The 20,319-nt window shown below is 74.0% G+C and carries 17 protein-coding genes; 8 read left to right on the top strand and 9 right to left on the bottom strand.

Going from position 1 to position 20,319, the window contains the following annotated elements:
* Positions 1–13: 13 nt before the first annotated feature.
* Positions 14–901, bottom strand: a complete 888-nt coding sequence (locus tag DT076_RS02770) for an ROK family protein (RefSeq protein WP_114125064.1) — start codon at positions 899–901, stop codon at positions 14–16.
* The gene (locus DT076_RS02775) at positions 898–1,671 is read right to left on the bottom strand and encodes a copper homeostasis protein CutC (RefSeq protein WP_114125065.1); all 774 of its coding nucleotides are present in this window, start codon (positions 1,669–1,671) and stop codon (positions 898–900) included. The genes DT076_RS02770 and DT076_RS02775 overlap by 4 nt, the downstream gene beginning before the upstream one ends.
* 130 nt (positions 1,672–1,801) lie before the next feature.
* Between DT076_RS02775 and DT076_RS02780 the strand changes: the two genes are divergently transcribed.
* Positions 1,802–2,311 carry a beta-class carbonic anhydrase gene (locus tag DT076_RS02780; RefSeq protein ID WP_114125247.1) on the top strand — a complete coding sequence of 170 codons (510 nt, stop codon included), beginning with the start codon at positions 1,802–1,804 and terminating at the stop codon, positions 2,309–2,311.
* A 136-nt stretch (positions 2,312–2,447) separates the two neighbouring features.
* On the opposite strand, the gene DT076_RS02785 is transcribed toward DT076_RS02780, so the two are convergent.
* A complete protein-coding gene (locus tag DT076_RS02785; RefSeq protein ID WP_233493584.1) occupies positions 2,448–4,532 on the bottom strand; it encodes a DNA gyrase/topoisomerase IV subunit B in 2,085 nt (694 codons plus the stop codon).
* A 310-nt stretch (positions 4,533–4,842) separates the two neighbouring features.
* On the opposite strand from DT076_RS02785, the gene DT076_RS02790 reads away from it, so the two are divergent.
* Both DT076_RS02790 and DT076_RS02795 read left to right on the top strand, forming a co-directional pair.
* Positions 4,843–5,028: a DUF7455 domain-containing protein gene (locus DT076_RS02790; protein ID WP_114125067.1), complete on the top strand. Its 186-nt coding sequence runs from the start codon at positions 4,843–4,845 to the stop codon at positions 5,026–5,028.
* A 96-nt stretch (positions 5,029–5,124) separates the two neighbouring features.
* Complete coding sequence (locus DT076_RS02795; RefSeq protein ID WP_199538899.1) at positions 5,125–5,637, top strand: DUF3817 domain-containing protein; 513 nt, start codon at positions 5,125–5,127, stop codon at positions 5,635–5,637.
* Positions 5,638–5,703: 66 nt separating this feature from the next.
* On the opposite strand, the gene DT076_RS02800 is transcribed toward DT076_RS02795, so the two are convergent.
* From DT076_RS02800 to DT076_RS02810, 3 genes are all read right to left on the bottom strand, one after another.
* Positions 5,704–7,074 carry an RNA polymerase sigma factor gene (locus DT076_RS02800; protein WP_114125068.1) on the bottom strand — a complete coding sequence of 457 codons (1,371 nt, stop codon included), beginning with the start codon at positions 7,072–7,074 and terminating at the stop codon, positions 5,704–5,706.
* Positions 7,075–7,269: 195 nt separating this feature from the next.
* Complete coding sequence (locus tag DT076_RS02805) at positions 7,270–7,650, bottom strand: universal stress protein (protein WP_114125069.1); 381 nt, start codon at positions 7,648–7,650, stop codon at positions 7,270–7,272.
* On the bottom strand, positions 7,651–9,132 hold the full coding sequence (locus tag DT076_RS02810; RefSeq protein WP_114125070.1) for a glutamate-cysteine ligase family protein: 1,482 nt from the start codon (positions 9,130–9,132) through the stop codon (positions 7,651–7,653). It abuts the gene before it with no gap.
* A gap of 89 nt (positions 9,133–9,221) precedes the next feature.
* Here DT076_RS02810 and DT076_RS02815 point away from each other — a divergent pair, with 89 nt between their 5' ends.
* From DT076_RS02815 to DT076_RS02825, 3 genes are all read left to right on the top strand, one after another.
* Positions 9,222–10,049, top strand: a complete 828-nt coding sequence (locus tag DT076_RS02815; RefSeq protein ID WP_114125071.1) for a thioesterase family protein — start codon at positions 9,222–9,224, stop codon at positions 10,047–10,049.
* A gap of 33 nt (positions 10,050–10,082) precedes the next feature.
* Complete coding sequence (locus DT076_RS02820; RefSeq protein ID WP_114125072.1) at positions 10,083–12,287, top strand: S9 family peptidase; 2,205 nt, start codon at positions 10,083–10,085, stop codon at positions 12,285–12,287.
* Positions 12,288–12,449: 162 nt separating this feature from the next.
* On the top strand, positions 12,450–13,406 hold the full coding sequence (locus DT076_RS02825; protein ID WP_114125073.1) for a sigma-70 family RNA polymerase sigma factor: 957 nt from the start codon (positions 12,450–12,452) through the stop codon (positions 13,404–13,406).
* Positions 13,407–13,476: 70 nt separating this feature from the next.
* On the opposite strand, the gene DT076_RS02830 is transcribed toward DT076_RS02825, so the two are convergent.
* The 3 genes from DT076_RS02830 to hrpA form a co-directional block, all read right to left on the bottom strand.
* Positions 13,477–14,352 carry an acyl-CoA thioesterase gene (locus DT076_RS02830; RefSeq protein WP_114125074.1) on the bottom strand — a complete coding sequence of 292 codons (876 nt, stop codon included), beginning with the start codon at positions 14,350–14,352 and terminating at the stop codon, positions 13,477–13,479.
* A 34-nt stretch (positions 14,353–14,386) separates the two neighbouring features.
* Positions 14,387–15,277, bottom strand: coding sequence for a PAC2 family protein (locus DT076_RS02835; protein ID WP_114125075.1), 891 nt, complete (start codon positions 15,275–15,277; stop codon positions 14,387–14,389).
* Between the two features lie 69 nt (positions 15,278–15,346).
* Positions 15,347–19,288 (bottom strand): ATP-dependent RNA helicase HrpA, encoded by a 3,942-nt coding sequence (gene hrpA / locus DT076_RS02840; protein WP_114125076.1) that lies wholly within the window; start codon positions 19,286–19,288, stop codon positions 15,347–15,349.
* Between the two features lie 107 nt (positions 19,289–19,395).
* On the opposite strand from hrpA, the gene DT076_RS02845 reads away from it, so the two are divergent.
* Positions 19,396–19,785 carry a VOC family protein gene (locus DT076_RS02845; RefSeq protein WP_114125249.1) on the top strand — a complete coding sequence of 130 codons (390 nt, stop codon included), beginning with the start codon at positions 19,396–19,398 and terminating at the stop codon, positions 19,783–19,785.
* Between the two features lie 89 nt (positions 19,786–19,874).
* The gene (locus DT076_RS02850; protein WP_114125077.1) at positions 19,875–20,312 is read left to right on the top strand and encodes a hypothetical protein; all 438 of its coding nucleotides are present in this window, start codon (positions 19,875–19,877) and stop codon (positions 20,310–20,312) included.
* The last annotated feature ends 7 nt before the right edge of the window (positions 20,313–20,319 follow it).

The following is a 20,319-nucleotide window of genomic DNA, read 5'->3' on the forward strand; positions in this document are numbered from 1 at the left end:
CGGCCCGGGTGCTCTACCCGACCGCGCCGGCCGCCAGCACCGCGCCGTGGGCGCCGGCCCAGGAACCGAGCTCGGCCAGCCGGACCTCCGGCACCCGGTGGAAGGTGGCCAGCTCCCGGAGCCGCCGCACGGCGGGCTCCACCGTCCACCGCGGCGCGGAAGCCACCCCGCCGCCGACCACCAGCAGTCCTGGGTCCACGAGGGCCAGCAGGTGCAGCAGAGCGCGGGCCAGCGCGTCGGTGGCCGTGGCCAGCGTGGCGACCGCGGTCGGGTCGCCCCCCTCCGCCGCGGTCACCACCTCCCGGGCCGTCGGGGCGCCCGGGCCGGACCAGACCCCGCCGGCCTCCAGCCACCGCGCCCCCAGCTGCACCCCGCCGATCGCGGTCTCCAGGCAGCCGCGCTGACGACAGCTGCACAGCGGACCGTCGGTGACCACCAGGTGCCCGATCTCCCCGGCCCCGCCGGCGGCCCCGGCCCGCACCTGGCCGCCCATCACGTGCGCCCCGGCGATCCCGGTTCCCAGCGCCACCACGAAGACGTCCTCCGCGCCCCGACCGGCGCCCAGCCGGGCCTCCGCGGTGGCGGCCGCCGCCCCGTCCTGGACGGCCGTCCCGGGGACGCCGAGCCGCTCGGCCAGCAGCGCCGCCGGGGCGAGCCCGTCCAGCCAGCGCAGGTTGGCGCTGCTCAGCACCACCTGGGTGACCGGGTCGAGGGTGCCGGCCACGGTGAGCCCGAACCTGTCCACCGGACGTCCGGCCAGGAAGGCGAGCAGACCGTCGGCGAGCTCGTCGAGGTCGGCGAAGGAGCCGGTGGCGACCGTGGCCCGGTCGACCACGCTGTCGTCGTCGACGAGCAGGAGCTTGGTGCTGGTTCCGCCGTGGTCGATGCCCAGGAGGTTCACCCGCGCTCCCCCCGCACGGCGGCGACGATCCCGCGAGCCAGGGCCTCGTCGGTGACGTCGTAGCCGCTCTCTCCTGCGGGCGCCGCCGAGCCGAGCGGCACCGCGACGTCCTCCCGCACGGTCCGCTTGGCCGAGGCGTGCACGGCGGCCACCCCGGTGGCGGCCACCCGGGCGGCGTTGGACGGGTCGACGCCGCCACCGGCCATCACCTGGACCCGCCCGTCCGAGCGGCGCACCAGCCGCTCCAGCCCGGGCAGCGCGTCAGCGGCGCGGGCGGCGCCGGCCGAGGTCAGCACCCGGTGCACGCCCAGCGCGGCCAGCTGCTCCAGCGCGCCGTCGGGGTCGGCCAGCACGTCGAAGGCCCGGTGGAAGGTGACCTCGGCGCCGGCGGCGCACTCCACCACCGAACGGACCAGCTCGGTGTCGACCGCGCCGGCGCGCACCCCGCCGACCACCACCCCGGCCGCCCCCGCCGCGACCGCCCGCCGGACGTCGGTTCGGACCAGCCGCACCTCCTCGGCGGTGTAGTCGAAGGCCCCGCCGCGCGGACGGACGAGGACGTGCGTGGGCACGCCAGAGGCGACCGCCGTCTCCACCAGGCCGGCCGAGGGCGTCATCCCACCGAGGGCGAGCGCGGTGCACAGCTCGAGCCGGTCCGCGCCGACCGCGGCGGCCACCGCGATCCCGGCCGGGTCCTGCACGGCGAGCTCGACCGCGGTCACGCGCTCGGCCTCCGGGACGTCGGGCACCCGGTTCGCGGTCGTCGTCATCGTGCTCCTCCGGCTCGGCGCCGGCCCACCGGTCGGCGGGCCGCGGGACGCGCGGGAAGTCTGGCACGGCTGGTGTCCGGCCTGCGACGACGTGCCGGCACCCGCGACCGGCCCGGGTACGGTGACCGCCATGGCTGCACCGGGTGACGACACCTTCGACGACCTGCTCGAGGCCAACCGGGCCTACGCCGAGCGGCAGGACCGCACCCCGCTGGAGGGCGTGGCCCGCGCCGGCGTGGCGGTGGTCACCTGCATGGACTCCCGGATCGACCCGCTGCCGATGCTCGGGCTGGAGCGCGGCGACGCCAAGGTGATCCGCACCCCCGGCGGACGGCTGACCCCCGACGCCCTGGTCGGCTGCGTCCTGGGTGTCCACCTGCTCGGGGTGACCCGGATCCTCGTGGTCCCGCACACCCGCTGCGCGATGGCCAGCGGCACCGACGACGACCTGCGGGCCCGGATCACCGAGCGCAGCGGTCTGGACGCCTCCGACCTCGCGATCGGCGCCGACCCCGACCAGGACGCACGGCTGGCCGACGACCTGGCCACGCTGCGCGAGCACCCGCTGGTCGCCGGCCGGGCCAGCGTCGGCGGGTTCCTGCTCGACGTCGACAGCGGGCTGCTCACCCGGGTCGCCTGACCCCGCCCCGCAGCCACAGCATCTTCTCAGCCGGTGCACGGGTGCGACCCGGCTCCGGTAGGGCACACTCGTGCGTGCCGGCGAGGGCCTTCGGGCCCTCGCCGGACCAATGTCAGGCGTCGATGCGCCCCCGCCGTCAGGCGTCGATGCGTTCCGCGTCCAGCTGGTAGGCGCCCTCGACGATGAACTCCTTGCGCGGGGCCACCTCGTCGCCCATCAGCACCTCGAAGACCCGCTCGGCCGCGGCGGCGTCGTCCACCGTGATCCGGCGCAGCGCCCGGTGCCGGGGGTTCATCGTGGTATCGGCCAGCTGGTCGGCGTCCATCTCCCCCAGCCCCTTGTAGCGCTGCGGCTCGGCGAAGCGGATGCCCTTCTTGGTGAGCTCGGCCGCCTTCCGCTGGTACTCCGCGTCGGAGTAGGTGTAGATGTAGCGCTCCTGGCCCTTGCGCGGGTTGGTCAGCTCGAAGCGGTGCAGCGGCGGCACGGCGGTGAACACGCGTCCGGCGTCGACCAGCGGTCGCATGTAGCGGAAGAACAGGGTGGCCAGCAGGCAGCGGATGTGGGCGCCGTCGGAGTCGGCGTCGGCCATGAAGATGATCTTGCCGTAGCGGGCGGCATCGAGGTCGAAGCTGCGACCCGTCCCGGCCCCGACCACCTGGATGATCTGGGCGCACTCCTTGTTCTTCAGCATGTCCCCGACCGAGGCGCGCTGGACGTTGAGGATCTTGCCGCGGATCGGCAGCAGCGCCTGGAACTCCGAGCTGCGGGCCAGCTTGGCGGTGCCCATCGCCGACTCGCCCTCGACGATGAACAGCTCGCTGCGCTCGGTGTCGGTGCTGCGGCAGTCGGCCAGCGCCGCCGGCAGGCTGGAGGACTCCAGCGCGTTCTTGCGCCGCTGCGCCTCGCGGGTCGCGCGGGCCTGCACCCGGGCGCGGGAGGCCGAGACCACCTTCTCCAGCACGGCGCGGGCCTGGGCCTTCTCCTCGCGCCGGGTGGAGGTGAGGAAGCCCCTGAGCTCGTCCTCCACGATCCGGGCGACCAGCCGGCTGGCCGCCGGGGTGCCCAGCACCTCCTTGGTCTGGCCCTCGAACTGCGGCTCGTCCAGGCGGACGGTGACCACGGCGGTCAGCCCCTCCATGGTGTCGTCCTTGGTCACCTCCTCCCCCGCCTTGAGCAGCCGGGTGCCCTCGAGCACCTTGGCCACCGAGCGGGTGAGCGCGCGCTCGAAGCCGGTGAGGTGGGTGCCGCCCTTGGGGGTGGCGATGATGTTGACGAAGGAGCGCACGGTGGTGTCGTAGCCGGTGCCCCAGCGCAGCGCGACGTCGACGTCGAGGGTGCGCTCGACGTCGGTGGGGCTGAGCGCGCCGGTGGCGTCGTCGAGCATCGGCACCGTCTCGGTGAAGGTGTCGGAGCCCTGCAGCCGCAGCACGTCGGTGACGGCGGGGTCGGTGGCGAGGTACTCGCAGAACTCGGCGATGCCGCCGTCGTGGCGGTGCTCCTCCACCGTGATCTCCGGGCCGCGCTCGTCGGTGATGGTCAGCGCCAGCCCGGGCACCAGGAAGCTGGTCTGGCGGGCCCGGTCACCCAGCAGGGTGGCGTCCAGGTCGGCGTCGGGGGCGAAGATCTGGCGGTCGGGCCAGTAGCGGATGCGGGTGCCGCTGACGCCCTTGCGCACCTTGCCGGTGCGGCGCAGCCCGCCGCCGGGGGTGAACGGGGCGTCGGACCCGGGCCCGTCGAAGGTGCCGGGCACGCCACGCCGGAACGACATCGACCAGGTCGCGGAGTCACGGTCCACCTCGACGTCGAGCCGGGAGGACAGGGCGTTGACCACCGAGGCGCCCACCCCGTGCAGGCCACCGGCGGCGTTGTAGGACCCGGCGCCGAACTTGCCGCCGGCATGCAGCTTGGTGAAGACGACCTCCACGCCGCTGAGCCCGGTCCGGGGCTCCTGGTCGACGGGGATGCCGCGGGCGTGGTCGACCACCAGCACCGACCCGTCGGCGCCGAGGGTCACCTCGATCGAGGTGCCGTGGCCGGCCAGCGCCTCGTCCACGGCGTTGTCGATGACCTCCCACACGCAGTGCATGAGCCCGCGGGTGTCGGTGGAGCCGATGTACATCGCCGGGCGCTTGCGCACCGCCTCCAGGCCCTCCAGCACCAGCAGGTGGCGGGCCTCGTAGTCGCGGCTCTCGGTGGGCTTCGTCACGTGTCCTCGGGGCACCACGTCAGCCTAGCCAGCGCCTCCCTCACCAGCCGGTCGGCGCGCCGCCCAGGCCCCGGGCGGGCCGGTGCTTCGACGACGGTGCAGGTGACATCTGTGTCACGACCCGGCGGGTCGCGCATGGCCTGGACCGCGCCGGGTACGCTCGGCAGCACTCGAGCACCATCGGGAAAGGGTCGTCCCGGATCGTCGGATCCGGGAACAACGTGGACCGGATGGTGGTTGGGTCAACGGGTCGGCGGGAACGACTCCGTTGCCATGACGGGTCCGACCCAGAGTGAGAGAGAGGCCAGACGTGAGCACAACTGTGATGGACGACGCCACCGCCTTGAACGCGGGGGACCGTTGCGACCGGTGCGGCGCCCAGGCCTACCTGCGGGTGACCTTGGCCAGCGGTGGTGAGCTCCTGTTCTGCGCGCACCACGGCAAGGAGCACGCCGACCGGCTGAAGCAGGTCGCACTGAACATCCACGACGAGACCAGCAAGCTGAGCTGACCGCCGACGGCAGCAGCGAGCGGTACGGCCCCGGGCACCCTTGCCCGGGGCCGTCGTCGTCCCCGGGGCGGTTGCTCGCTCCCCTACCCTGACGCCGTGACCGACACCGACACCGTGCCGCCCGCCCCGACCTCACGCCGGAGCGGGCTCGCCGCCACCCCGGCCGACCTGCACCGCACCTTCGCGCTGGCGGAGATGGTGACCTGGACGCTGCTCGTCCTCGGGATGGTGCTCAAGTACACCGGGGTCACCGAGTGGGGTGTGCGGGGCGGCGGTCTGGTGCACGGGGTGGTCTTCCTCGGCTACGCCGCGGTGACGGTGCTGGTCGCCTGGAACCAGCGCTGGCGCCCGCTGACCACGCTGCTCGGCCTGCTCTCCGCGGTCGTGCCGTGGGCGGCCTGGCCGCACGACCGGCTGCTGCTGCGCCGGGGGCTGCTGGACGGCGGCTGGCGGCGTGAGCGCGGCGAGGGTCGGCTGGAGGGGTTGCGGCTGGCGGTGCTGGACCACCCGGTACGCAGCATGGTCGTCGTCGTGGTCCTGGTGGCCGTCGCGACGGCCGTCCTGCTGTGGCTCGGACCGCCCACCGGGTGGGCCGAGCGCTTCGGCTGACCCCGGACGCACGAGGACCCGCTGCCATCAGGCAGCGGGTCCTCGCGCGTGTGCGGTGCGGGATGCTCAGTCGAGGTAGTCGCGCAGCACCTGCGAACGGCTCGGGTGACGCAGCTTCGACATCGTCTTGGACTCGATCTGGCGGATCCGCTCGCGGGTGACGCCGTAGACCTTGCCGATCTCGTCCAGCGTCTTGGGCTGGCCGTCGGTCAGGCCGAAGCGCATCGAGACCACCCCGGCCTCGCGCTCGCTGAGGGTGTCCAGCACGTCGTGCAGCTGCTCCTGGAGCAGGGTGAACGACACGGCGTCGGCCGGGACGACCGCCTCGGAGTCCTCGATCAGGTCACCGAACTCCGAGTCGCCGTCCTCACCCAGCGGGGTGTGCAGCGAGATCGGCTCACGGCCGTACTTCTGGACCTCCACGACCTTCTCCGGGGTCATGTCGAGCTCCTTGGCCAGCTCCTCCGGCGTGGGCTCGCGGCCGAGGTCCTGCAGCATCTGGCGCTGAACGCGGGCCAGCTTGTTGATGACCTCGACCATGTGCACCGGGATCCGGATGGTGCGGGCCTGGTCGGCCATGGCGCGGGTGATCGCCTGCTTGATCCACCAGGTGGCGTAGGTGGAGAACTTGTAGCCCTTGGTGTAGTCGAACTTCTCGACCGCGCGGATCAGACCGAGGTTGCCCTCCTGGATGAGGTCGAGGAAGAGCATGCCGCGGCCGGTGTAGCGCTTGGCCAGGCTGACCACGAGGCGCAGGTTGGCCTCGAGCAGGTGGTTCTTGGCCCGCCGGCCGTCCTCGATGATCCAGCTGAGGTCGTCCAGCAGGTCGCCCGAGATCGCCTTGTCGGAGGAGTTGACCTGCTCGTCGGCGAACAGACCGGCCTCGATCCGCTTGGCGAGCTCGACCTCCTGCTCGGCGTTCAGCAGGGCGACCTTGCCGATCTGCTTGAGGTAGTCCTTGACCGGGTCGGCGGTGGCCCCGGCGGCCATCACCTGCTGCTCGGGCTCGTCGGCGTCGTCGGTGTCGGACAGCGAGAAGCCCTGGTCCTCGACCAGCTCCTTCTCCAGGCCGGCCTCCTGCTCGGGCTTGAAGGTCGACTCGTCGACGTCGTCCAGAGAGCGCTTCTTCCCGGCGACGGTGAGCTTCACGTGCTCGCCGTCCAGCTCCACCTCGACGTCCACACCGGCCTGCAGGACCACCTCGGAGGTGGTGGGCTCGGCACCCTCGGCCGGCGTCTTGCGGGCCGCCGGCTTCTTCGCCGCCGGCTTGCGGCCGCCCGCCTTCTTGACGGGCGCCTTGGCGGCGGCGGTCTTGCGGGTGGTGGTGCGCCCGGCCGGCGTCGTCGCCTGACCCTGGTCGGCCGTCGTGGTCACCTGACTCGCTCGCGCGGTGGCGGCCGGCAGGGACGGGGACGTGCGTTCGTGTGATGGCGTCACGAAAACCTCTCGGCGCTGGTTCCTACGGTGGTGCGCTGGTTCCTACAGTTGTGAGGGCGCGCGGTGGCAGGGTTGTTGTCAACCACCGCTGGCCAGAAGTCTGGCACGTCGGACCAAACTACCCCAACCGGGGCCCCCTTCCGGCGTGTCACCCCGGTCCGGGCGGGGAGACGGCCCTCCCGCGTGATGGACGTCTCAGCCGCCGTCGGCGGGTGGGTGCGGTGCCGCCTTGACCGCCACCACCGGGCACGGGGCGTCCAGCAGGATCCGCTGGGCGTTGCTGCCGAGCAGCAGCTTGCCGACCGGCGTCCGGCGGCGCAGACCGATGACGATGAACTCCACCGCGCTCGTCTCGGCCAGCTCGAGCAGCGCGTCGGCCAGCGGCTGCAGCTCCTCGCACGGCCGGACCTCGTGGGCGACCCCGGTGGCGGCCAGCCGCTGCTGGGCGACCTGCAGGTCCGCCTCGTCCGGCACGACCGCGATGATCCCGAGGTCGCGCAGCCGCGCCTCCTCGATCGCCGTCTCGAGCGCCGCCACCCCCTCGGGCTTGCTGGTGAAACCCACCGCGATGGCCATTCAGCTCCCCTCCCAGGCGTGGACCGGATCCCCCACGTGCATCTGCTCGATGTAGTCGACGAGCATCCCCGACAGCGCCTGCTCCCGGGTCTCGCCGCGGGCTTCCCGCGCCGCGACGTTGGCAGTCTGCCACGTGGCCCCGTTGCGGCCGAGCAGGCACCGGTGCTCGATCACCGAGAGGTAGCGGTCGATCTCGGCCTCGCTGACCCCCTGGCTGACCAGACCGGCCCGGGCCACCGGCAGCAGCCGCCGCAGCACCAGCTCGGCCACCCGCACCTGGCCCGCCCCCGGCCAGTAGACGACCGCCGACAAGCCGTCGCGGACGGCCGTGTCGAGGTTGTCCCGGGCGGCCAGGAAGCTCATCTCGCGCCACACGGGCCGTGGCTCGTCGGCCAGCCCGCGGACCACACCGGCGAAGAAGGCGGCGTTGGCGATGGTGTCGACCACCGTCGGCCCGGCCGGCAGCACCCGGTTCTCCACCCGGATGTGGGCCGACTCGCCGCTGACGTCGTAGATCGGGCGGTTCCAGCGGTAGATCGTCCCGTTGTGCAGGCAGAGCTCGGCCAGCCGCGGCACCCGCCCGGCCGCCAGCTCGGCCTCCGGGTCCTCCTCGGTGCACTCGGGCAGCAGGGCGGAGTAGTAGCGGGCGTTCTCCTCGAACAGGTCGAAGATCGAGTCCACCCACCGCTCGCCGAACCAGACCCGCGGCCGCACCCCCTGCGCCTTGAGGTCCTCCCCGCGGGTGTCGGTGCTCTGGGTGAACAGCGGGATCCGGTTCTCCGCCATCAGCCGGCGTCCGAAGAGGAACGGCGCGTTCGCCCCGAGCGCGACCTGGACGCCGGTGACGGCCTGGGCGGCGTTCCACACCGCCCCGAACTGGGCCGGGTCGATCTGCAGGTGCACCTGCGTGGAGGTGCAGGCCGCCTCGGGCATGATCGTGTCCGACTCCAGCTGCAGCCGCTCGGTCGGGCCCTCGATGTCGATCACCAGGTCCTCCCCGCGGGCGCCGAGGATCTGGGCGTCCAGCAGCGAGTAGCGGGGGTTGGCCGAGATCCGCTCCGCCCGCACGTGCTCGGGCCGCAGGGTGGGCAGGATGCCGATCATCACCAGCTGCGCCCCCACCTCGCGGGCCCGCCGGTCGGCGTGCTGGAGCCGCTCGCGGGCGTGCTCCTCGAAGGCACGCAGACCGCCCTGGCGCAGCGGCTGGGGCGGCAGGTTGACCTCGACGTTGAACTGGCCCAGCTCGGTCTGGAAGGACGCGTCGTCGTCGATGGCCCGCAGCACCGCCTCGTTGCCCATCACCGGCTCGCCGGCGTCGTCGGCCAGGTAGAACTCGACCTCCAGTCCGGCCTGGGTGTCGGCGTCGACGATCCGGCCGTCGGCGAGCATCCGGCGGAGCACCTGGAGGTCGAGGTTGACCTTGTCGCGGTAGCGCCGGCGGTCCTCGCGGCTGTACTCCCGGGCTTCGACGTCAGCACCCATGGCGCCCATCCTCACGCACCGGCCACCGTGGTGCCACGCGACCCTCCCGAGCGCTCCCGACCCGTCGCGCGGGCCTACAGTGGCAGCCCGTGAGCGACCGAGGACTGCCCGATCCCGCCACCCTCGAGGCGGACGCCCCCGCCTACTACCGGCGGACCGGACCGACGACGTTCCGCCCGACCCTGCGCGCCCAGGGTGCCTGGCAGCCGGGCGAGCAGCACATGGCGGCGCTGACCGGGCTGCTCACCTCCGCCGTGCTGCAGCACGAGCCCGGCCCGGAGCTGCAGCCGGCCCGGCTGACCTTCGAGATCCTCGGGCTGATCCCGGCGCTGGAGACGACGGTCACGGTGCGCACCCTGCGCCCGGGCCGCACCATCGAGCTGGTCGGCGCGGACGCCGAGGTCGCCGGACGTCCGGTGGTGCGGGCCCGGGTGTGGCGGCTGGCGACGGTCGACACCGCCGAGGTGGCCGGTGGCGCGGGCGCGCCGCTGCCCGCCCCGCAGGAGCTGCCGCCGGCCGACCCGAGCCGGTACTGGCCCGGCGGGTTCATCGCCAGCCTCGACGTGCGCGCCGAGCGCGCCCCCGGTGAGGGCCGCAACCGGGCCTGGCTGCGGGCCCGTCCGGCGCTGGTCGCCGACGAGGAGGTGGCCGACCTGGCCCGGCTGATGGGTCTGGTCGACGCCGCCAACGGGCTCGGCTGCCGGGTCGACCCGCGGCGCTGGATGTTCCCCAACACCGACCTGACCGTGCACCTGCACCGCCTCCCCACCGGGGACCGGCTGGGGCTCGACACCGAGCAGGTGGTCGGCCCCACCGGTCTGGGGCTCACCTCCTCGGTGCTGCACGACCGGCACGGCCCGGTCGGCCGGGCCGAGCAGGTGCTCACGGTGCGGCGGCTGCCGGCGGCGACCGGCTGAGGGGCGACTCTTCGGGCCCCTAGGGTGGGGAGCATGTCGAGCCCGGTGCCGTCCTCCTCCCCCACCCCGCCCACCGAGCCGCCGCGGGCCGCCGTCCGGCCGGTCCGGCGCGAGCACCACGGCCGGGTCTTCGTCGACGACTACGAGTGGCTGCGGGCCAAGGACGACCCGGCGACGACCGCCCACCTCGAGGCCGAGAACGCCTGGACCGAGCAGCAGACGGCGTCGCTGGAGGGGCTGCGGCAGAGCCTGTTCGACGACATCGCCGCCCGCACCCGCCAGACCGACCTCAGCGTGCCGACCCTGGTGCGCCACCGCGTCGGCGAGGAGGAGGTGAGCCGGTTCTGGTACTACAGCCGCACCGTGGAGGGCCGGGAGTACCCGCTGCAGTGCCGCCTCCCGGTGACCGACCCCGACACCCCGCCCGACCCGGCCACCGCCGGTGCCGACGGGTTCCCGGGCGAGCAGGTGGTGCTCGACGGCAACGCCGAGGCCGCGGGGCAGGAGTTCTTCTCCCTCGGCACCTTCGCCCTCTCCCCCGACGGACGCCGGCTGCTCTTCGGCACCGACGTCACCGGCGACGAGCGCTACACCCTGCACGTGGTCGACCTGGAGACCGGTGAGCGGCTCCCCGACGTCATCCCCGACACCGCCGCCGGGGCGGTCTGGCTCGGCGGGGAGCACCTCTTCTACACCCGCGCCGACGCCGCCTGGCGTCCGCACCAGCTGTTCCGCCACCGGCTGGGTGAGCCGGCCGAGCAGGACGTCCTGGTGCTGACCGAGGAGGACGAGCGGTTCTGGCTCGGCGTCGACACCAGCCGCGACGAGCAGTGGTTGCTGGTCGGCACCGGCAGCCGGCTGACCTCGGAGTACCGGCTGCTGCCGGTCGACGACCCCGAGGGGACGCCGCGGCTGGTCAGCCCGCGCCGGGAGGGGCTGGAGTACCACGTCGAGGTGGCCGGGGACCGGCTGCTCGTCGTGCACAACCTCGACGCCCCGGACTCCGAGCTGGCCGAGGCGCCGCTGACGGCCAGCTCCCCCGAGGACTGGCGTCCGGTGCTGCCGCACACGCCCGGCGTCCGGATCGTCGACGTGGACGCCTACGCCGGCCACGTGCTGGTGTCGCTGCGCCGCGACGGGCTCAGCGGGCTGCACGTGATCCCGCGCGGGCCGGACGGCTCGCTGGGCACCGGTGCGGATCTCACCTTCGACGAGCCGCTCTACACCGTGGCCAACCTCGGCGACCCCGACTACCGCAGCACCCGCTTCCGGTTCTCCTTCACCTCGCTGGTGACCCCGAGCTCGGTGTTCGAGGCCGACGTCGCCACCGGGGAGCGCCGGCTGCTCAAGCGCGCCCCCGTGCTGGACCACCCGGTGCACGGGCCCTACCGCAGCGAGGACCTCGTGCAGCGCCGGCTGTGGGCCACCGCCCCCGACGGCACGCGGGTGCCGATCTCACTGGTGCACCGGGCCGACGTGGTCGCCGACGGCAGCGCCCCCTGCCTGCTCTACGGCTACGGCTCCTACGAGATCCCGATGGACCCCGGCTTCTCGATCGCGCGGCTCTCGCTGCTGGACCGCGGGTTCGTCTACGCCATCGCCCACGTCCGCGGCGGCGGCGAGCTGGGCCGGCGCTGGTACGACGACGGCAAGATGCTGGCCAAGAAGAACACCTTCAGCGACTTCGTCGCCTGCGCGGAGCACCTGGTGGCCGAGGGCTGGACCAGCCACGACCGGCTGGCGGCCGAGGGCGGCAGCGCCGGCGGGTTGCTCATCGGTGCGGCGGTCAACCTCGCCCCGCAGGTGTTCCGGGCGGTGCACGCGGCGGTGCCCTTCGTCGACCCGCTCACCACCATCCTCGACCCCGAGCTGCCGCTGACGGTGATCGAGTGGGAGGAGTGGGGCAACCCGCTGGCCGACCCGGAGGTGTACGACTACATGGCCTCCTACGCCCCCTACGAGAACGTGCCCGGGGCCGAGGAGGCACCCGAGTACCCGGCGGTGCTGGCCACCACCAGCCTCAACGACACCCGCGTGCACTACGTCGAGCCGGCCAAGTGGGTCGCCCGGCTGCGGGCGGCACGACCGGCCCGCGCCGACCGTCCGGTGCTGCTGCGCACCGAGATGGTCGCCGGGCACGGCGGGGTCTCCGGCCGCTACAACGCCTGGCGCCAGACCGCCTTCGAGCAGGCCTGGCTGATCGACCAGGTCACCGGGACCGGCACACCCGGCGTGTGAGCCCGGGGCGCCGGAGGGGTATACGACCACGGTCGCACCCGTCCGGTCTCCCGGTCACCCCGCAGGCCCCTCCCCCGGATCAGGGGCCCCTCAGGGCGATCCAGGAAACACATCGCGCACCTCGCGCGTTGTAGGGGTGTCACGACGAAAGGGGCACCACACGTGAGCACGAACGCACAGAGCCGAATCCGCAGCAACGACGGGATCGACGGCAAGGACGCGGTCGGGCTGTACCTGGACGGCATCGCCAAGACTCCGCTGCTGACCGCGGCCGAGGAGGTCGAGCTGGCCCGGGCCATCGAGGTCGGGCTGTACGCGGAGAAGCTGCTCGACGGCACCGTCAAGGCCAAGGACCGCCCCCGGGGCTACCGCAAGGCCACCCGCGAGGAGCTGGAGACGATCGCCGCCGAGGGCCAGGCCGCCCAGCAGCGCTTCGTCACCGCCAACCTCCGCCTGGTGGTGTCGGTGGCCCGCAAGTACGGCCGGGCCCAGATGCCGCTGCTGGACCTGGTGCAGGAGGGCAACACCGGGCTGATCCGCGCGGTGGAGAAGTTCGACTACACCAAGGGCTTCAAGTTCTCCACCTACGCCACCTGGTGGGTGCGGCAGTCGATCAGCCGCGGCGTCGCCCAGCAGGGCCGGATCGTCCGGCTGCCGGTGCACGTCGCCGAGCAGGTCAACCAGGTCGGTGCCGTGCGCCGCACCCTGGAGCGCCGGCTGGGCCGCGAGCCCGACGTGGTCGAGATCGCCGACGAGATGGGGGTCGAGCCCGACCGGGTCATCGACCTCATGCGCTACGGCCGCGAGCACGTCTCGCTCGACGCACCGGTCGAGGAGGGTGGCGACACCGCGCTGGGTGACCTCATCGCCCGCGAGCCGATGCCCGGCCCGGACGAGGTGGTCATCGACGCCGAGGAGTCCGCACGGCTGGAGGGCATGCTCTCCCACCTCGACGACCGCTCCGCCGACGTGGTGCGCCGCCGCTACGGTCTGCTCGACGGCCGCCAGGCCAAGCTGGCCGACATCGGCGCCGTCTGGGGCATCACCGCCGAGCGGGTGCGCCAGATCGAGCGCAACGCGATCGCGGTGCTGCGCCGCCACGGCAGCCTCGCCGCCTGAGGCCAGCCGCCCCGAGCGCAGGGACGGGCCCGTCCGGAGATCCTCCGGGCGGGCCCGTCCGCGTCCCGGCTCAGGCCGGCGGGTCGACGACCCGGATCAAGCCCTCCTGCGCGACGGTGGCCACGAGCGCACCGTCCTGGAACAGTCGTCCGGTGCTCAGACCGAGCGAGCTGCGGGCCGAGGGCGAGACCTGGTCGTAGAGCAGCCAGCGGTCGGCCCGGAACGGGCGGTGGAACCACATCGAGTGGTCGAGCGAGGCCGCCTGCAGGCCCGGGCCGCCGAAGAGCACCGGGTGCGGCACCACGCTGACCGCGAGCAGGGTGAGGTCGGAGGCGTAGGCCAGCGCGGCCTGGTGCAGCACCGGGTCGTCGGCCAGCTCACCGGCCACCCGGATCCAGACCCGGGCCCGGGCCGGGTGCCGCTCGGGTGAGAGCACCCCGCCGGGGCGCGAGTCACCGGCGTAGCGGACCTCCAGCGCCCCCCACTCGGCCTGCCACATCGAGGCCCGGCGCCCGCTGAGGCTCTCCATCGCCTCGCTGAGCAGCGGGCAGCGCTCCGGTGGCGGGACGTCCTCGGGTGCCGGGTCCTGGTGCTCCAGCCCCGGCTCGGCGAGGTGGAAGGAGGCCGAGACGGTGAAGATCACCGCCCCGCCCTGGCGGGCCAGCACCCGCCGGGTGGAGAAGCTGCGCCCGTCACGGAGCACCTCGACGTCGTAGATGATCGGGGCGTCGGTGCGTCCGGGCCGCAGGAAGTAGGCGTGCAGCGAGTGCACCGAGACGTCGGCGTCGCCGGGCAGGGTGCGATGCGCCGCGACCAGCGCCTGGGCCAGCACCTGCCCGCCGAAGGCACGCTGCAGCAGCGTCGCCGGCTGGCTGCCCCGCCACAGCGTCTGCTCGATCTCCTCCAGCTCCAGCAGCGCCACCAGCTCCTGCACCGAGGACGGCATCAGCGCGTCCTCCCACGCCCGCCCGCCGGCGTCCTCACTCCTCGTCCTTCTCGCGGTCGGCGAGGAAGCGTTCGAACTCCGCACCCAGCTCCTCCGCGCTCGGCAGGTACTCCTCCGGGCGGGCCTGCATCGCGTCGTACTGCTGCTCCAGGGTGGCGACCACCTCGAGCACCTCCTGCGAGCCGTTCATCTCGGAGTTGATGTCGGCGAGGTTGGTGACGACCTGCTCGGGCAGGTCGCCCAGCGGCAGCGAGAGCCCGGTGAACTGGTTGATCCGCTCCAGCACCGCCACCACCGCCTGGTGGAAGGTGGCCTGGGCCAGGTAGTGCGGCACCAGCGCGGCGAAGCCGAGGGCGAGCCGGTCGTGGGTGCCCAGCGCGAGCTCCCAGTAGGAGCTGAAGCTGGCCGGCACGTCCACCCGGTCGATCATCCGCGGGTTGTCGGTGATGAGGGTGGTGTCGGTGGAGTGCCCGGTGACCAGGGTGGGCCGGGTGTGCGGCACCGCGACGGGGGCGCCGGAGGCGGTGACGACCATCCGCACGTCGAGCTCGTGCACCAGGTGGTTGAGGGCGGCGACGGCCCGCTCCCACTGGGTGTCGGGTTCGGGGCCGTGCAGCAGCAGGTACTCCTGCCCGGCCGCGTCGGTGCCGACGCTGATCTCCAGGGCGAAGCTGGTGGCCGACTTCCAGGTGTTGGTGTCGAAGGTGATCACCGGACGCCGGCTGCGGTAGTCGTGCAGGGCGTCGTGGTCGAAACGGACCAGGGTCCGGTGCTCGCTGGAGGCGCGCAGGTGCCGGCTGAGCGCACGACCGGTCTGGCCGGCGTCCACGTAGCCCTCGAGCAGGTGGATGAGCACCGGCCGCTTGCCCCTCATCTGCTCCCACAGCTCCGGATCCAGCTCGTACAGCAGACGCGGGTCCATCATGGGCCCCAGCCTAGTGGGCCGCCGCCGGGTGCACGGCCAGCGCCCGCCCGGACGGGGCGGGCCGTCGGATCAGCCGCGGGCGGCGGCGACGGCCTTGAGCACGCGGCGCCGGCTGACGGTCTCCGCGGTGCCCAGCCGCTGGGCGAACACCCCGACCCGCAGCTCCTCGATCAGCCAGCCGATCCGCTCCACCTCGGGGCTCAGCGGACCGGCGGGCTGGGCGGCCACGAGCTCGGCGTAGGCGTCCTCGCAGACCAGGACGTCCTCGGCCGCGCGCTGGTCGCGGGCGGGGTCGGTCGCGGCCGCCAGCAGCCGCTGCTCGGCGGCGGTGAGGTAGCGCGGCAGGTGGCGCAGCGCGTCCCACCGGGTGGCGGCGACGAAGCCGGGGAAGACCAGGTTCTGCACCTGCTCGCTGACGTCGTCGCGGGTGGGCGCCGGGGTCGCCGGAGCCTCCAGCAGCCGCGCCACCGCCTGCGCGGCGGCCAGCGTCCGCGAGACCACCGAGACGACCTCGCGCATCCGCTCGGCGTTGTCGGCCCGGACCCGGTCGCAGAGCCGGGCGAAGGCGTCCTCGGTACGGGTCTCCTCCGCCCCGGCCTCGGCGACCAGGCTGCCCACCGAGGCCAGCCGGGCGTCGGCCAGCAGCGCGGGCACCGCCGGGTAGGGGCTGTGGCCCAGCGCCAGCTTCTCGGGATTGGCCAGGTGGGAGACGACCCAGCGGGTGGGGTCGGGGGTGTTGAGGGTGACCAGGCGGCGCAGGCCGAGCGGGTGCAGCTGGGCCTGCCGGCGGGGCGACTCGGTCACCACCAGCCCGACGGTGGCCCCGTCCCCGGTGCGTTCCTCGGTCAGCGCCGGGTAGCCGACCACCCGGTGCCCGCCCCGCTGCAGGTGCAGCTCGGGCGCGATGGTGCCGAAGGTCCAGCGGGTCTGCCCGCTGCGGACCACCTCGGCCGAGACCCGGTCGAGGGTGGCCTCGACGGTGGGGCTGAGCTCGCGGCGCAGCTCGTCCAGGTCGCGACCGGGCCGGGGGCCGTCAGGGGTGCTGATCTCGAAGCGGACCCGCAGGTGGGCCGGCAGGGCGTCGGGGTTCCACGCGTCGGTCGGCACCCGCTCGCCGGTGAGCGCGAGCAGGGCCCGTCCGAGCGCCTCGGGGAAGGCCAGGTCGGCGGTCTCGGGGTGTTCCCCGAGCCACTGCAGCGCGCGGCGGGCGTGGTCGGGGGCGGGCACGAACCGGGTCCGCACCTGCTTGGGCAGCCCGCGCACCAGCTCGGTGGCGAGCTCGGCGCGCAGCCCCGGAACCTGCCAGCTGAACGGCGCGGCGGGCACCTGGTTGAGCACCTCGACCGGGATGGTGACGGTGACGCCGTCGCGTCCCGACCCGGGGTCGAAGACGTAGTCGACGGCGAGCTCGTGGCCGTCCACCACCCAGGTGTCGGGGAAGTCGGAGGTGGAGGCGTCCCCGCTGCCGCGCAGCAGGTCCTCCAGCCGCAGGTCGAGCAGGTCGGGGGTCTCCTGCCGGGCGGTGCGCCACCAGCGGTCGAAGTGGGCGCCGGAGACCACCTCGCTGGGCACCCGGGCGTCGTAGAAGGCGGCGATGGTCTCGTCGTCCACCACGATGTCGCGGCGGCGGGCCCGCTCCTCCAGCTGCTCGGCCTCGGCGCGGACGGCGGCGTTGCGGGCGAAGAAGTGGTGCCGGGTGCGCCAGCGGCCCTCGACCAGGGCGGCCTGGATGAACATCCGGCGGGCCTCGACCGGGTCGACGCGGCCGTAGGAGACCTGCCGGCGGGCCACCACCGGCACCCCGAGCAGGGTCAGCCGCTCGTAGGCCATCACGCTGGCCGAGCGCTCCGACCAGTGCGGCTCGGAGTAGTGCCGCTTGACCAGGTGCGCGCCGACCTCCTCCACCTGCTCGGCCGTCACCGGGGCGGTGGTGCGGGCCCACAGCCGGCTGGTCTCCACCAGCTCGGCGGCCATCACCAGCGGCGGTGGCTGGCGGCTCAGCACCGAGCCGGGGCTGATCGCGAACTTCACGCCGCGGGCGCCCAGGTACTCCTTCATCGGACGCCGGCCGCGGGCGGCGGCGCGACGGCCGCGGCGCTCCTCCTCCTTGACGTCCAGCAGCCCGATCTGCGACAGCAGACCGGTGAGCAGGGCGCTGTGGATCGCCTCGGGGCCGGCGTCGGGGGTGTTGGGCGTCATCCCCAGCTCGCCGCAGATCTCGCGCAGCTGGGCGTGCAGGTCCTGCCACTCGCGGATGCGCAGGAAGTTGAGGTGCTCGTCGCGGCACATCCGGCGGAACGCGTTGCCCGACAGCTCCTGGCGCCGGCGGCGCAGGTAGTTCCACAGGTGCAGCCAGGCCAGGAAGTCCGAGCGCACCGGGTCGGGCTCGTCCTCGCCCGCCCCGGCGTCGGCGCCGTCGGCCCCGGTCGGCGTCCAGAACCGGCGGTGCAGGGCGTCGGCGGCCTCGCGGTGCTCGGCAGGCCGCTCGCGGGGGTCCTGGATGGACAGCCCCGCGACGATGACCAGCACCTCGCGCAGGCAGCCGCGGTCCTCCGCGCCGAGCAGCATCCGGCCCAGCCGCGGGTCCAGCGGCAGGCGGGCCAGCCGCTGGCCGACCCGGGTCAGCCGGACGCCCTCGCCGCGGCCCTCCTCGATGGCCCCGAGCTCGGTGAGCAGCCGGACGCCGTCGGCGACCTGGCTGGCGACCGGGGCCTCGACGAAGGGGAAGTCGGTGATGTCGCCGAGCCGGGCCGAGGCCATCTGCAGGATCACCGAGGCGAGGTTGGTGCGCAGGATCTCCGGCTCGGTGAACTCCGGGCGGGCGGCGAGGTCGCGCTCGGAGTAGAGCCGGATGCAGATGCCGGGCGCGACCCGGCCGCAGCGGCCGGCGCGCTGGTTGGCCGAGGCCTGCGAGATCGGCTCGATCGGCAGCCGCTGCACCTTGCTGCGGGCCGACCAGCGCGAGATCCGCGCGGTGCCGGTGTCGACCACGTAGCGGATGCCGGGGACGGTCAGCGAGGTCTCGGCCACGTTGGTGGCCAGCACCACCCGGCGTCCGGTGTGCGGGGCGAAGACCCGGTGCTGCTCGGCCGCCGACAGCCGGGCGTACAGCGGCAGCACCTCGGTGTGGGGCAGGTCGAGGGCCTCCAGCGCGTCGGCGGTGTCGCGGATCTCCCGCTCCCCGGAGAGGAAGACGAGGATGTCGCCGCCGGTCAGGTCGCTCTCGGCCTGCAGCTCGCGCACCGCCGCGACGACGCCGTCGACCTGGTCCTGGTCGTCCTCGCCCGTGCTCGGTGCGGCCTCCCCGTCCTCGTCCTCGGGCTCGGGGTCGCGGTCCTCGGCGCGCAGCGGGCGGTAGCGCACCTCCACCGGGTAGGTGCGCCCCGACACCTCGACGACCGGCGCCGGGGTGCCGTCGGCGTCGGCGAAGTGCTCGGCGAACCGCTCGGTGTCGATGGTGGCGGAGGTGACGACCACCTTGAGGTCGGGCCGCTTGGGCAGCAGCTGCTTGAGGAAGCCCAGCAGGAAGTCGATGTTGAGGCTGCGCTCGTGGGCCTCGTCGATGATGATCGTGTCGTAGCGGCGCAGCATCCGGTCGTGGCCGATCTCGGCCAGCAGGATGCCGTCGGTCATCACCTTCAGCCGGGTCTCCTGGGAGGACCGGCGGGTGAAGCGCACCTGGTAGCCGACCACCTCGCCCAGCCCGGTGCCCATCTCCTCGGCCACCCGCTCGGCGACGCTGCGGGCCGCGATCCGGCGGGGCTGGGTGTGCCCGATCGCACGGCGTCCCATCGCCAGGCACAGCTTGGGCAGCTGCGTGGTCTTGCCCGAACCGGTCTCCCCGGCCACCACGACCACCTGGTGGTCGGCCAGCGCGTCGCGGATCTCGCCCGCCATCGCGGTGATCGGCAGCTCCGGCGGCAGCTCCAGCGAGAGGCCCTCGGGCAGCGGGGCCGGCTCCCGCGGGATGACGTCGGTGCGGCGCGGGCGTCGGCGGGGCGGTCGGGACATGGCCGACCCAGCCTAGATCACGCGGCGCGGGGCTGCGGGCCGCCGACGCCGGGGCGGGAGCGCCGGGACGGTGGCGCCCTCGGCGGCGACGGGCGATGATGGCCGGTGTGGCCCGTCTGCGCGACGTCGTCCTCGACTCCGTCCACCCGGCCCGGCTGGCCCACTTCTGGGCAGGCGCGCTGGACGGCTACGCCGTCGCGCCCTACGACGAGGCCGAGCTGGCCCGGCTGCGCTCGACCGGTGTCACCAGCACCGAGGACGACCCGACCGTGCTGGTCGAGCCGTCCGACGGCGGCCCGCGGCTGTGGTGCCAGCGTGTCGAGGACCGGGAGCCGGCGGGGGGTCCCGGGCTGCACCTCGACCTGGTCGCCGCCGACACCGCCGCCGAGGCGGACCGGCTGGTCGGGCTCGGGGCCTCGGTGCTCGCCCACCACGACGACCACCTGGTGCTGGCCGACCCCGAGGGCCACCCCTTCTGCCTCTATCCCGCCGGCTGAGGGCCGTCACCCGCCGGTCGTCCCCCTCCGTGGACGTCGCCGGCGACCCCGGTGGCGGGTGCGCGGGCCGGTCGGGTGAGGATGGCGCCATGAGCAGCGACGGACGTGACCGTGACCACCAGCCCCCTGCCGGGCTCGACCAGCAGACGATCGAGGCCCTCGGCGCGCTGTCGGAGGCGCTGGAGACCGTCGACCGGGCCCGGGGCCACCTCTACAGCTTCCACCAGCTGACCGGGAAGGCCGACATCGGTCTGCAGGGGGCGGTGGACGGGCTCGAGCGGGCCGGCCACACCGAGCTGGCGGAGAAGCTGCGCCGGGAGCTGGTGGGGCGCAACGTCATCGCCGGCCGCTGGACCTTCCAGATCGTCGAGGACTACGACGACGGGTACTGGTCGCTGTTCCGCGAGCTGGAGAAGGAGGCCCGCGACACCCTGGCCGGCGGGCGGCGCCACCTCTACGAGGCGCAGATGAAGGAGGACGAGCGCACCCCCGGCGAGCCGGGCCACGAGGCCCGGCCGGCCGAGTAGGGCGTCC

Source organism: Desertihabitans brevis (assembly GCF_003327535.1).
Classification (GTDB): Bacteria; Actinomycetota; Actinomycetes; order Propionibacteriales; family Propionibacteriaceae; genus Desertihabitans; species Desertihabitans brevis.

Bases quoted from the DNA above. Each gene is read 5' to 3' on its own strand.
- DT076_RS02775 (WP_114125065.1), bottom strand. From the start codon at position 1,671: ATGACGACGACCGCGAACCGGGTGCCCGACGTCCCGGAGGCCGAGCGC.
- DT076_RS02780 (WP_114125247.1), top strand. From the start codon at position 1,802: ATGGCTGCACCGGGTGACGACACCTTCGACGACCTGCTCGAGGCCAAC.
- DT076_RS02790 (WP_114125067.1), top strand. From the start codon at position 4,843: ATGGACGACGCCACCGCCTTGAACGCGGGGGACCGTTGCGACCGGTGC.
- DT076_RS02805 (WP_114125069.1), bottom strand. From the start codon at position 7,650: ATGGCCATCGCGGTGGGTTTCACCAGCAAGCCCGAGGGGGTGGCGGCG.
- DT076_RS02810 (WP_114125070.1), bottom strand. From the start codon at position 9,132: ATGGGTGCTGACGTCGAAGCCCGGGAGTACAGCCGCGAGGACCGCCGG.
- DT076_RS02820 (WP_114125072.1), top strand. From the start codon at position 10,083: ATGTCGAGCCCGGTGCCGTCCTCCTCCCCCACCCCGCCCACCGAGCCG.
- DT076_RS02830 (WP_114125074.1), bottom strand. From the start codon at position 14,352: ATGCCGTCCTCGGTGCAGGAGCTGGTGGCGCTGCTGGAGCTGGAGGAG.
- DT076_RS02835 (WP_114125075.1), bottom strand. From the start codon at position 15,277: ATGATGGACCCGCGTCTGCTGTACGAGCTGGATCCGGAGCTGTGGGAG.
- hrpA (WP_114125076.1), bottom strand. From the start codon at position 19,288: ATGTCCCGACCGCCCCGCCGACGCCCGCGCCGCACCGACGTCATCCCG.
- DT076_RS02850 (WP_114125077.1), top strand. From the start codon at position 19,875: ATGAGCAGCGACGGACGTGACCGTGACCACCAGCCCCCTGCCGGGCTC.